The organism is Pectobacterium jejuense, assembly GCF_026800125.1.
Classification (GTDB): Bacteria; Pseudomonadota; Gammaproteobacteria; order Enterobacterales; family Enterobacteriaceae; genus Pectobacterium; species Pectobacterium jejuense.
Window position 1 is genome coordinate 1 of the sequence record NZ_JAPQKX010000023.1, and the last position, 12829, is coordinate 12829.

11 protein-coding genes and 1 other annotated feature are annotated in these 12829 nt (G+C 49.2%); of the genes, 6 read left to right on the forward strand and 5 right to left on the reverse strand.

The annotated features are described in order from the left end of the window. Window positions 1–224 precede the first annotated feature (224 nt). From clpB to rluD, 3 genes are all read right to left on the reverse strand, one after another. On the reverse strand, window positions 225–2801 hold the full coding sequence (clpB, locus tag NXT09_RS22200; protein WP_268581175.1) for an ATP-dependent chaperone ClpB: 2577 nt from the start codon (window positions 2799–2801) through the stop codon (window positions 225–227). 133 nt (window positions 2802–2934) lie between these two features. Beyond that, window positions 2935–3660 (reverse strand): purine nucleoside phosphorylase YfiH, encoded by a 726-nt coding sequence (yfiH, locus tag NXT09_RS22205; RefSeq protein WP_268581176.1) that lies wholly within the window; start codon window positions 3658–3660, stop codon window positions 2935–2937. Between the two features lie 43 nt (window positions 3661–3703). After that, window positions 3704–4681 carry a 23S rRNA pseudouridine(1911/1915/1917) synthase RluD gene (rluD, locus tag NXT09_RS22210; protein WP_240583586.1) on the reverse strand — a complete coding sequence of 326 codons (978 nt, stop codon included), beginning with the start codon at window positions 4679–4681 and terminating at the stop codon, window positions 3704–3706. Between the two features lie 134 nt (window positions 4682–4815). Here rluD and bamD point away from each other — a divergent pair, with 134 nt between their 5' ends. The 3 genes from bamD to pheA all read left to right on the forward strand — a co-directional run bounded on the left by bamD (window position 4816) and on the right by pheA (window position 7719). Next, the gene (gene bamD / locus NXT09_RS22215; protein ID WP_010285959.1) at window positions 4816–5550 is read left to right on the forward strand and encodes an outer membrane protein assembly factor BamD; all 735 of its coding nucleotides are present in this window, start codon (window positions 4816–4818) and stop codon (window positions 5548–5550) included. A gap of 321 nt (window positions 5551–5871) precedes the next feature. Beyond that, window positions 5872–6210 carry a ribosome-associated translation inhibitor RaiA gene (raiA, locus tag NXT09_RS22220; RefSeq protein WP_205555299.1) on the forward strand — a complete coding sequence of 113 codons (339 nt, stop codon included), beginning with the start codon at window positions 5872–5874 and terminating at the stop codon, window positions 6208–6210. A gap of 194 nt (window positions 6211–6404) precedes the next feature. Continuing rightward, window positions 6405–6530: a sequence feature (Phe leader region), on the forward strand. Between the two features lie 28 nt (window positions 6531–6558). After that, window positions 6559–7719: a bifunctional chorismate mutase/prephenate dehydratase gene (gene pheA / locus NXT09_RS22225; protein WP_268581177.1), complete on the forward strand. Its 1161-nt coding sequence runs from the start codon at window positions 6559–6561 to the stop codon at window positions 7717–7719. An 81-nt stretch (window positions 7720–7800) separates the two neighbouring features. Here pheA and tyrA read toward each other — a convergent pair whose 3' ends face one another. Both tyrA and NXT09_RS22235 read right to left on the reverse strand, forming a co-directional pair. Next, window positions 7801–8922 carry a bifunctional chorismate mutase/prephenate dehydrogenase gene (gene tyrA, locus NXT09_RS22230; protein ID WP_010285975.1) on the reverse strand — a complete coding sequence of 374 codons (1122 nt, stop codon included), beginning with the start codon at window positions 8920–8922 and terminating at the stop codon, window positions 7801–7803. Between the two features lie 6 nt (window positions 8923–8928). After that, a complete protein-coding gene (locus tag NXT09_RS22235; RefSeq protein ID WP_268581178.1) occupies window positions 8929–10002 on the reverse strand; it encodes a 3-deoxy-7-phosphoheptulonate synthase in 1074 nt (357 codons plus the stop codon). Window positions 10003–10251: 249 nt separating this feature from the next. Between NXT09_RS22235 and btsR the strand changes: the two genes are divergently transcribed. From btsR to NXT09_RS22250, 3 genes are all read left to right on the forward strand, one after another. After that, the gene (btsR, locus tag NXT09_RS22240; protein WP_010285977.1) at window positions 10252–10968 is read left to right on the forward strand and encodes a two-component system response regulator BtsR; all 717 of its coding nucleotides are present in this window, start codon (window positions 10252–10254) and stop codon (window positions 10966–10968) included. 46 nt (window positions 10969–11014) lie between these two features. Beyond that, window positions 11015–11362, forward strand: coding sequence for a DUF2799 domain-containing protein (locus NXT09_RS22245; protein ID WP_268581180.1), 348 nt, complete (start codon window positions 11015–11017; stop codon window positions 11360–11362). 262 nt (window positions 11363–11624) lie between these two features. Then, window positions 11625–12563: an SAM-dependent methyltransferase gene (locus tag NXT09_RS22250; protein WP_268581179.1), complete on the forward strand. Its 939-nt coding sequence runs from the start codon at window positions 11625–11627 to the stop codon at window positions 12561–12563. Window positions 12564–12829: the final 266 nt, after the last annotated feature.

Sequence of the window (12829 nt, forward strand, 5' to 3'; positions counted from 1 at the left end):
ACCGCGTGTCGCTGTTGCCGTGTCAGTGGAGGCGCATTATAGGGACTTCTCGGCCACTGACAAGTGCTAAATGCAAATTATTTTCCAACCGTTCAAAAACACGCCAAAAGACTCCATTTAGCACACTTCACATACAGAAAATGAATACAACCTGAGCTCATAATGTGAAAACGGGGGCATTCGTTAACGAATGCCCCCGTTGCTCGCTTACCAGTTCACTCGCATTATTCTTGCCGCGCGACTATCTGTTCGCCGTCAACATCTAATGTGATCGGTTTACCGGGTATCAATTTCCCCCCCAGTATCTGCTGAGCGAGCGGGTTCTCTATCAGTTGCTGTATCGCTCTTTTAAGCGGACGCGCACCATAGACAGGATCAAACCCGACTTCCCCAAGCATATCTAAAGCTGCATCTGTGATCGTGACGCTATATCCACGCTCTTCAAGACGCTTGTACAGTCTCTGAAGCTGAATTTGTGCGATCGACGTAATATGCGCCCTTCCCAATGGGTGGAATACCACGACCTCATCAATACGGTTAATAAACTCGGGGCGGAAGCTGTGGCTAACGACTTCAAGCACCATATCTCTCATTTCGGTATAGCTGCGTTCACCAAAACGTTCCTGAATAAGGTCAGATCCCAGATTGGACGTCATGATGACCACAGTATTACGGAAGTCCACCGTTCTGCCCTGACCATCAGTAAGGCGCCCATCATCTAATACCTGAAGCAGGATATTAAACACATCAGGGTGTGCCTTTTCGATCTCATCTAACAAAATCACCGAATAAGGACGACGGCGTACCGCTTCCGTCAAATATCCCCCTTCCTCGTAACCGACATATCCTGGAGGCGCACCGACCAAACGTGAAACCGAGTGTTTCTCCATAAACTCAGACATATCAATACGCACCATGGCGTCATCACTGTCGAAGAGGAAAGTCGCCAGCGTTTTGCAAAGTTCCGTTTTCCCGACGCCTGTTGGCCCAAGGAACAGGAACGAGCCAATAGGACGATTTGGGTCGGATAGCCCTGCCCGGCTACGACGGATAGAATTCGCTACCGCTTCAACGGCTTCATTCTGCCCGATCACACGCTGATGCAGTTCATCTTCCATGCGTAATAATTTTTCTTTCTCACTTTCCAGCATGCGAGAAACAGGAATCCCAGTCCAACGCGCCAGCACATCAGCGATTTCAACATCCGTTACTCGATTACGCAGCAAATGCATCGTTTTCCCTTCCTGCTGCGTTGCTGCTGCCAACTGTTTCTCTAGCTCAGGAATTTTGCCGTATTGCAGCTCAGACATTCTCCCCAGGTCGCCCTGACGGCGAGCCTGCTCCAGCGCAATTTTCGCCTGCTCTAAAGACGCTTTAATATTCTGCGTTCCAGTGAGTGACGCTTTTTCCGCTTTCCACTCTTCCTCTTGTTGGGAATATTCACGCTCTTTTTGGTCGAGTTCCGCACTCAGCAATTCGAGCCGTTTTTGGCTGGCTTCATCAGATTCTTTTTTCAGCGCCTGCTGTTCCAGCTTTAACTGGATGATTCGACGCTCAAGCCGATCAAGGGACTCTGGTTTCGAATCAATCTGAATACGAATACTGGATGCCGCCTCATCAATCAGGTCAATCGCTTTATCCGGCAGTTGGCGATCCGCGATATAGCGGTTAGATAACATGGCTGCCGCAACAATCGCTGGGTCAGTAATTTGTACATGATGGTGCAATTCATAACGCTCTTTCAGCCCGCGCAGAATCGCAATCGTGTCTTCGACAGTAGGTTCAGCGACAAACACTTTCTGGAAACGACGCTCAAGGGCCGCGTCTTTTTCAATATATTGCCGATACTCATCGAGCGTTGTCGCTCCGACGCAATGCAACTCACCACGAGCCAGCGCAGGTTTTAGCATATTACCGGCATCCATCGCGCCATCGGCTTTGCCTGCCCCAACCATCGTATGAAGTTCATCAATAAACAGAATGACGTTGCCTTCCTGCTTAGAAAGGTCGTTGAGCACGCCTTTCAAACGCTCTTCAAACTCACCACGGTATTTCGCCCCCGCCACCAGCGCGCCCATATCCAGTGAAAGTACGCGCTTGTTTTTCAAGCCTTCAGGCACTTCACCATTAACGATACGCTGGGCTAACCCTTCTACTATCGCGGTTTTACCCACGCCGGGTTCACCGATTAATACCGGGTTATTTTTGGTTCGACGTTGCAGAACCTGAATAGTGCGGCGAATTTCCTCATCACGCCCGATAACAGGATCGAGTTTGCCTTGTTCCGCACGCTCAGTGAGATCAATCGTGAATTTTTTCAATGCCTGGCGCTGATCTTCAGCACCCTGATCGTTCACTTGCTCCCCTCCTCTCACTCGTTCAATCGCGTTTGTTACACCTTGCTGCGTAACCCCCGCCTTTTTCAATATATCCCCCAACGTGCCGCGAGACTCCAGCGCAGCAAGCGCGAAAAGCTCCGAAGAGATAAAGGTATCGCCACGCTTTTGCGCCAGCTTGTCGCACATATTCAATACGCGGACTAACTCGCTCGAAGGTTGAACATCACCATCAGTACCTTCAACCTGCGGCAAACGCGTGATTGCCTGGTCGATTTCGGTTTTCAGGTGATTAAGATTGGCTCCGGCAACAGTCAGAAGTGGACCAACAGTTCCACCGTCCTGATGAAGCAAGGCGCTCATCAAGTGAAGTGGTTCAATAAACTGGTGATCGCGCCCAAGGGCGAGAGACTGGGCATCAGCAAGAGCAAGTTGGAATTTGTTGGTAAGACGATCCAGACGCATAACACCTCCCATACACTGGTCAAAATTGCTACTGGAGATTAAATGAGGTCATCCCTCAAAAATTTCAAGGTTATTTTGCCAGTCGTGACAGGATTTAAACGTTACTTGTTTTGGATCGTCTTAATTCAATAGGTTATATCAGCCAGATTAAACTTGCCATACGGCCAGTCACACCATCACGCCGATAAGAGAAAAATTTGTGAGGTTTACTCACAGTACAGGCATTTCCACCAAAAATTTGTGTTACCCCTGCGGCACGTAAGCGCAAACTTGCCAGTTGGTAGATATCGGCAAAAAATTTATTTCCTTCAGGCAGAAATGCTGAGGCCGCAGCCATATCATGCTGAATAAATGCGTCCCTGACTTCAGGGCCGACCTCAAAGGCATCAGGCCCAATAGCAGGCCCTAACCACGCCATAATTTGTGCGGGTTGCACACGGAAACAGGCTAACGTTTCTTCCAATACCCCCGCATGCAATCCCCGCCAGCCAGCATGGGCAGCAGCGACTTCGTCGCCGTTGATTGCACAAAAAAGCACGGGCAAGCAGTCAGCCGTCATCACCGCACAGACCTTCCCTTTCTGATCCGTATAAGCGGCATCACCACAAACGGACATTGGGGAAGTCTCGCCAATACGAATCACATCGGTACCGTGAACCTGTTCCAACCAATGCGGCATAGCGGGAAGGCCGGCCATCTCCACCAGAGCTTGCCGATTTGCGGTAACGTGCGCAGGCTCATCGCCCACATGATTCCCTAAATTCAGAGAATCATAAGGTGCACCACTACACCCGCCAACACGCGTCGTACTACAAGATTTCACACTTTCTGGCAAAGGCCAGTCGGGGTATATCAGCATAGTCCGTCACCTCTATAAATCGGCACTTATCGTATTGAACACATTACCAGTCGAGCTGATCCTTAAACGCTTCAGTATCGGCTTTCAGCGCATTAATCAGATCGACCATATCCTGTGGCAATTCCGCATGCCATTCCATGTGAATGCCAGTAATAGGGTGGTAGAAACGCAACATGGTGGCATGCAGCGCCTGACGGTCGAACCCACGCAGCATCTCAATGAAATCCTCCGAAGCGCCTTTTGGCGGGCGCGGACGACCACCGTATAGCTGATCGCCAACCAGAGGATGATTAATGTGAGCCATGTGCACGCGAATCTGATGGGTGCGCCCCGTTTCCAGACGCAACCGCAAACGGGTATGCGCACGGAAATGTTCCATGATGCGATAATGTGTCACGGCAGGCTTACCCATTGGGTGCACGGCCATGTGAGTACGCTTGGTTGAGTGGCGAGCGATAGGCTGCTCGACCATCCCCCCCGCGGTCATCGAGCCAATCGCAACGGCTTCATATTCACGAGTAATTTCACGCGCCTGTAGTGCTTCAACTAAACGCGTCTGTGCTGGTACGGTTTTCGCGACCACCATAAGCCCTGTCGTATCTTTATCAAGTCGGTGCACAATTCCGGCACGGGGCACGTCGACAATCTCAGGATAATGATGTAACAAGGCATTTAACACTGTGCCATCGGGGTTACCCGCACCGGGGTGAACCACCAGATCTCTGGGTTTATTGATGACCAGAATATCCTCATCTTCGTACACGATATCCAGCTTGATATCCTGTGCTTCCCAGCGTGCTTCTTCTTCAATCAATGCATCAATCGCTACCGATTCGCCGCCAAGTACTTTCTCTTTTGGCTTATTGATGACATTGCCGTTAATCTGTACTCGATTCTCAAGAATCCACTCTTTTATGCGGGATCGTGAATAATCAGGGAACAATTCGGCCAAAGCCTGATCTAAACGTTGACCGAGTTGAGATTCGGCCACCGTTGCGGTGAGTTGTACTTGTTGTGCCATATTATGCAGCTTCTTCGTTAACGTTGGGTTTTGACGGCGACGCCGTTTAAAATAATGTACTATTGTAGCTGGTCTAAATCGGGAGCTTAACGGACAGCCTCCCGGAATAACATTCTGAGGATAATCAAAACGTCATGACGCGTATGAAATATCTGGTGGCTGCCGCCACGTTGAGCCTGGCGCTGGCTGGTTGCTCCAGCAATTCCAAAGATGCGGTTCCTGATAGTCCGCCATCTGAAATCTATGCCAATGCTCAACAAAAACTGCAGGACGGCAACTTTAAAGCAGCCATCACGCAGTTGGAAGCACTGGATAACCGGTATCCCTTTGGCCCCTACTCGCAGCAAGTACAGTTGGATTTGATCTACGCCTATTACAAATCCGCAGAGCTGCCATTGGCCCAAGCTTCAATTGACCGCTTCCTGCGACTCAATCCGACCCATCCAAACGTGGATTATGTCCTGTACATGCGCGGCCTGACCGACATGGCGCTGGATGATAGTGCGTTACAAGGCTTCTTCGGCGTTGATCGTTCCGATCGCGATCCGCAGTATGCCCGCACCGCATTTCGGGATTTCAGCAAGCTCATTCAGGGATACCCGAACAGCCAATACGCTACTGACGCAAACAAGCGTTTGGTTTACCTCAAAGAGCGTCTGGCCAAGTATGAACTTTCTGTCGCGCAATACTACACGAAACGCGGCGCTTATGTGGCAGTAGTTAATCGCGTTGAGCAAATGCTGCGTGATTACCCTGATACCCAGGCAACAAAAAATGCCTTGCCGTTGATGGAAAATGCCTATCGCGAACTGCAGCTGGCCGCTCAGGCGGACAAAGTCGCAAAAATCATCACTGCGAACCCAGCATAAACGACACGTGACACACAGTAATAAGACGGCAGCTTCGGTTGCCGTTTCTTTATGGCTCGATCGGTGGGCTATGCATCAATGATGCAGAAAAACAGGTTGGCGGGAGTCAACAACAGCGCGGTAACATCAATACATCCTATCAATAATGGCACAGGCCAGATGCCCCCTCAAGCACTTCCCTCCTATTCCCGATGATGCTTCACAAATCGCGTTTTATTGACAAAAAGTGACAAAAAAAAGCGATCAACATCACGCTTTTTGTCACAACTCACTGTATGCTGAAATTATCCAAGACGGACATAGGCAGAGAGGTAAGTTTATATGACTATTAATATTACCAGTAAGCAAATGGATATCACCCCCGCAATTCGTCAACATGTCGAAGACCGTCTTTCTAAGCTGGACAAATGGCAAACCCAGCTGATTAACCCGCATATTATTCTGTCAAAAGAGCCTCAGGGTTTTGTGGCCGATGCCACTATCAGTACGCCAAATGGCCCGCTGGTTGCCAGCTCCAAGCATGATGATATGTATGCCGCCATCAATGAGCTAATTACCAAACTCGAACGCCAGTTGGACAAACTCCAGCATAAAGGTGAAGCCAGACGTGCAGTAGCTAGCGTCAAAGAAGCGAATCTCCAGCCGACGCAAGAAGAGTAATTCATTCTCTTTACCTCAATATAACGCGCCCGAGGGCGCGTTTTTGCATTTCAGGCGTCGTAATCCACGTCCTAAAGCGCCAACGCGATACCTCGTTTAACATTGCGCTCGGTGATTTTGTATTGACAGGATGAAAAGCCAACAGTTACCTTACCTACTCAGAATCTGGATATCTTCCTGACTAACCGAGTAAACATGACAAATAAACTGTTCTTCTTCGTATTCTTTTTCACCTTCCCCTGATTTGGGAGGCGATTCGTCGTAAGAGCAAGAATACGAAGACGAACAAAAAAGCCTCCTGACCAGGAGGCTTTTTTTATATAAGAACATAAGACAGGTAACAGCATCATGACAGACAACCCATTACTGGCACTGCGAGAACGCATCAGCGCATTGGATCTGCAATTAATTGAATTGTTGGCACAAAGACGAGAACTGGCGTTGGACGTTGCTCGCAGCAAATTGCATTCGCATCGCCCAATCCGTGACAAAGAGCGTGAGCGTGATTTGCTGGATAACCTGACAGCCGCTGGGAAGAAGCATCATCTTGATGGTCACTACATTACCCGCTTATTTCAGCTCATCATTGAAGATTCAGTACTGACACAACAGGCACTCTTACAGCATCACCTTAACCAAACAGCGTCACATTCTGCCCGTATTGCGTTTCTCGGTCCGAAAGGCTCTTATTCCCATCTTGCCGCGCGCCAATATGCCGCGCGACACTTCGAGCAATTTGTTGAGTGTGGTTGCCAGAAATTTCAGGACATCTTCAATATGGTGGAAACAGGGCAAGCGGACTATGCCGTTCTGCCGATTGAAAACACCAGCTCTGGCTCGATCAACGACGTCTACGACCTGCTGCAACACACGGCTTTATCTATCGTCGGCGAATTAACCAATCCGATAAATCACTGCGTTTTAGTTGCTACCGATACGTCATTGGAACAGATCGAAACGGTTTATAGCCACCCGCAGCCGTTCCAGCAGTGCAGCCATTTCATTAACCGTTTTCCACACTGGAAGATTGAATATTGTGAGAGCACGGCAGCGGCGATGGAAAAAGTGGCTGCACTCAACTCCCCAAAAGCAGCAGCACTCGGCAGCGAAGCCGGTGGCCAGCTTTATCAGCTACAGATGCTGGAACACGATCTGGCAAATCAGTCGCAAAACATCACCCGCTTCATTGTATTAGCACGCAAGCCGATTGATGTGACGGAACAAGTGCCGGCAAAAACCACGTTAATTATGGCAACCGGCCAACAGTCAGGTGCGCTGGTAGAAGCGCTGTTGGTATTGCGCGATAACGGCATTGTGATGACCAAGCTGGAATCCAGACCGATCAACGGTAACCCGTGGGAAGAGATGTTCTATCTGGACGTACAGGCCAACCTGCGCGGCGATGCCATGCAGAAAGCGCTAAAAGGATTGGCCCCCATCACCCGCTCGTTAAAAGTGTTGGGCTGCTACCCGAGTGAAAACGTCGTACCTGTGGATGTGAACGAATAGTCGATGTGAACGAATAATTGAAAAAGCCATCCTGGTATCCCCAGGATGGCTTCTTAAACACAACCAAGATAGTAAACGAGCTTATTGACGAATATCGTTTGCCTGACGCAAAAGCACCCGGCTCTCCGCCTGAAAGCGTTTGGCGTAGTCACCAAACCAGTGTTCGACCTTCTTGAAGCTGTTGATAAATTCTGCCTTATCCGTCTGCTCCAATAGCTCAATCGCCTCGCCAAAACGTTTGTAGTAACGCTTGATCAACGCCAGATTATCCTCTGAAGACATAATGATGTCGGCATACAGCTGCGGATCCTGAGCAAACAACCGTCCAACCATGATCAATTCCAAACGATAGATTGGCGATGACAGCGCTAATAGCTGTTCAAGCTGCACATTCTCTTCCGCTAAATGCAGGCCATACGCGAATGTCGCGAAGTGACGCAGCGCCTGAATGAACATCATGTTCTGATCGTGTTCGACCGCGCTGATACGATGCAGACGCGCGCCCCACACCTGAATCTGTTCCAGTAACCACTGGTAGGCTTCTGGCTGCCGACCGTCACAATAGACGACAACCTGCTTGGCAAGGCTGCCGCTGTCTGGCCCGAACATAGGATGCAGACCAAGTACTGGGCCACTATGCGCTGCCAGCATCGCCTGAAGTGGACCATTTTTTACCGACGCCAAATCAACCAAGATGCAGTCATCTGGCAAAGCAGGCAGACGAGCAATCACCTGTTCAGTCACGTGAATCGGCACGCTAACAATCACCATGCCAGCATCAGACAGCAGTTCATCCGCACGCGGCCAGTCATCTTGCTCCAAAATCCTCACCTGATAGCCCGAGAGCGTCAGCATTTTCTCAAACAGATTACCCATTTGCCCCCGGCCACCGATGATGACAACTGGACGCAACTGCGGGCACAGCGTTTTAAAGCCTTTGTCGTTTTCACTGGTGTAGGATTCGCGCATGGTACGCCGCAGGATATCCTCAATGAGATCCGGCGGAACGCCCATCGACTCAGCCTCTTTACGACGTGAGCTGAGCATGGCCGCTTCACGATCGGGCGCATAGATGGGCAAACCATGGCGGCTTTTCACTTCACCCACTTCCGCCACTAAACGCAACCGACGTGATAACAGCGCGACAAGCTCCTTATCTACCTCATCTATCTGATCACGCAATACGGTCAGTTCAGCTACCATCTTTTGTTACTCTCCTGAATGTTTCGCCCGTGCAGCGCTCAGTTCTTGATGAACGGAACGCAGCAACGTCTCTGTGCTTTCCCAACTGATACAGGCATCCGTGACCGATACACCGTAACGCATATCTGAACGCGGCTGTTCTGAAGACTGGCTCCCCTCGTTAAGGTGGCTTTCCAGCATCAAGCCTATAATGGAACGATTTCCCGCCTTGATTTGTTCAATCGCAGATTCAACAACAAGTGGCTGACGGCGGTAGTCTTTATTCGAATTACCGTGACTACAATCTATCATCAGCGCAGGTCTCAGTCCCGCTTCCTGCATCTGTTTTTCACATTCGGCGACATCCTGCGCACTGTAGTTTGGTTTTTTACCGCCGCGCAGAATTACATGACCATCAATGTTCCCCTGCGTTTGCAGCAGACAGACCTGACCCGTTTGATTGATACCCACAAAGCGATGCGGCATTGCAGCGGCTCTCATCGCGTTGATCGCCGTTCCCAGACTGCCATCCGTGCCGTTTTTGAACCCAACAGGCATCGACAGGCCGGAAGCCATCTCACGGTGCGTTTGTGATTCCGTTGTACGTGCACCGATAGCTGACCAACTGAACAAATCGCCCAGGTACTGCGGGCTGTTCGGATCAAGCGCTTCAGTCGCCAGCGGCAGTCCCATATTCACCAGTTCCAGCAGCAGCTCACGCGCAATGTGCAGCCCTGCTTCCACGTCAAATGAACCATCCATGAACGGATCGTTGATGAGCCCTTTCCAGCCCACCGTGGTACGCGGTTTTTCAAAATAAACACGCATTACAATGTAGAGGCTATCGTTTAATTCAGCGGCAAGTGACTGCAGACGGCGCGCGTATTCCAACGCAGCATCCGTGTCATGAATCGAGCAAGGCCCGCAGACGATCAGCAACCGATCGTCACGACCATGAATGATATCCGCGATGGTCGCTCTCGCTTGCGCAATATCGCGCTGTTCCGCGTCGTTAAGCGGAAACTTGGCTTTCAATTCATCGGGAGTAATTAAAACCTGCTCTGCACTGATATTAATATTGTTAAGTGAATCTTTTTGCATGATCCCATTCCTGAAAAGTTCGGTATATTCGCGATCGCCTGTAAAGACTACTGTCTGTACAACCTGCCTACGCGTGATGTTTACACCATAACACGAACCGTAAAGATTTCAATCCACTTAGTGTAAATAAAAAATTACCACCCTAAATATTGCCAGAAAAACGATATCTGCTTGCCCTATCACTTCACGACGCAACCATGCTAATCCCAGACCTGAATAGTGATAGAATCACGCCAACAAGGGGGAAGGATGCTGAAAGCCATAATCATCGATGACGAACAGCTGGCGCGTGAAGAGCTCAGCCTGCTGCTGGAAAACGAGTCTGATATCACCATCATTGCACAGTGCAGCAATGCGCTGGAGGCGATACCGGCTATCCATCGGCTGCAACCCGATGTGATTTTTCTGGATATACAGATGCCAAAGATCAGCGGATTAGAGCTGGTCGCCATGTTGGATCCGGAAAATATGCCTTACGTCGTCTTCGTGACAGCCTATGATGAGTACGCGGTGAGGGCATTTGAAGAACATGCTTTTGACTATTTACTTAAACCGCTGGATGCACAGCGCCTAAGTAAAACGCTAAATCGTTTACGCCGCGGCGTTAGTGTAAATAAAAACGTACAGATAATTTCAGAGCCCTTACTCCGCCATATTCCCTGTAACGGACACAATCGTATTTTTTTGCTCAAAATTGAGGAAGTCGAGTATCTTTGTTCAGAACTCAGCGGCGTGCACGTCGTGGGCGTCAGCCAGTCTGGATATACCCAACTTTCATTGAAAACGCTGGAAGAGAAAACGCCCTTCGTCCGTTGCCATCGTCAATATATGGTTAATACGGAACAGTTGAAAGAAATCCAGTTAATGGAAAACGGCGCAGCAGAAGTATTGACGCATACAGGAAAACACATCCCCGTCAGCCGCCGCTATCTCAAATTACTGAAAGAAAAATTAGGCATCGCCTGATGCGGTGCTTCTTCAGGCCAATGGCCGCAACATTGAAGGTTTGATGATGAGATACAGTTATGTCTTGGCTGTAGTTCTTTTAATGACAGCATGCCAAAGCAACCTCCCGTCGCTACCCGCTAAAAGTGAGTCGGGCTTCTGGTACGAAACAGGTTATCAGGATGCAATCTCTGGCATGGTCGTAAAGGACGATAGCACTTTGCAGGAATGGTTTGGTAATCCTCAAGTTGATCGTGAAACCTACCTACGTGGCTATCAGGCCGGACAGTCGGCTTTTTGCGGCACAGATAACATGGAAGAATGGGGAAAAGCAGGGAAAAACTTTCCCGCCAGCTGCGATGGCGTAGAGAATGCGGAGATACTGCGAACTCGCTGGCAACAGAGCCTGCCTTAACGTCTTCCCGAAGATAAACGATGACCCATACTCATCAGCAATTTAGCTGGCAAAACGCTATGGTTCATCGCATCTGGTAACAATTCCACTCACTTTTGTACTCGCACAGAAATACGTCAGACATACCTCCCCTCTATTATCGCTCACATTAAATAATCACATTAGGTTATTAACAACCTGATACTGAGATACCGAAAATTCATATCTCACTGATAGTTACATCCATTATTCCTGATAGCGATTGATATTATGGAGTGCTCATATGTCCAGTACAAGCAAGCCTCATAACCTGTCTCTAAATAGCAGTTCAAGACTCTTATCACACGCAGCCCCATCACAGGAAAGCCATGATGAACGAGTCGCTGCGGTAAAGAACAAAATTATCGAGTCCGGCGACCATCCCGGCATTTCCGTAGAGGAGCAACTCGCGCTTCTGGACGCTTTCTCCCACCTTGAGCTAGGCCAGTTTTTACTAAAACATCACGGGTTAAATGCGTACTGGACGCATAATGTGATAGCACATCAGCCAGCTCACTATGTTAACTCCCTCGAAGAAATCATCTACACACAGTTACCCAGCGTTTTGGCAACACGTGAACGATTTGGTATTTTCCAACGCCTGCTTCAAGAACTCTTGCGCCCCGACGCTATCATGGTATCTGTCCCCTGCGGGGTCATGGCCGACTTATTGCTGTTGGACTATACGCGGCATCGAGATGTGAAATTAATCGGGATCGATCTGGATAAACAGGCGCTGGAAGAAGCTTATAAACTTGCCAGTCAGCAAGGGCTGGAAAATAAGATATCGCTGGTACTTGCTGATGCCTGGACAATTGATTTGGCAGCACAAGCAGATGTGATTACCAGCAACGGACTCAACGTCTATGAACACGATGATGACAAAGTTACTGAGCTTTACCGCGTGTTCTATTCTGGGCTGAAACCTGGAGGTACACTGATAACCAGCTTTATGACGCCTCCACCTACGCTGTCGCAAGACTCCCCATGGATAAACACCGACCCGAAATTGCTAGCCCTGCAATATGTCCTTTTCTCACGGATTATTGGGGCAACGTGGACAGCGTTTCGTACCCATAAACAAACACAGTCGCAGTTAGAGCAGGCTGGATTCACCGATATTCAGTTCATTAACGATCATATGCACATGTACCCAACTGTCATCGCGAATAAGCCGTTCTGAACCGGATAAAAACGGTATTAACGCGGCATTTTGATCGCCTGAACCGATCAATATTGGAAAATTGATCTGTATAAACGTTTATAAAATAACCATGTCTAATGTCATCATGGTACTGAAATTCAAACAATAATGATGGCACTAGGGAAAGCGAAGCCCACCAACATGGTGGGCTTTTTGCCACTATCAGGCATAGTAAAAATCCACCTCTTGAAGAGGTGGCTTTAAAGTGGGGCTCCCTAGAAGGGAGCCTTGTTCGTTTTAATCCT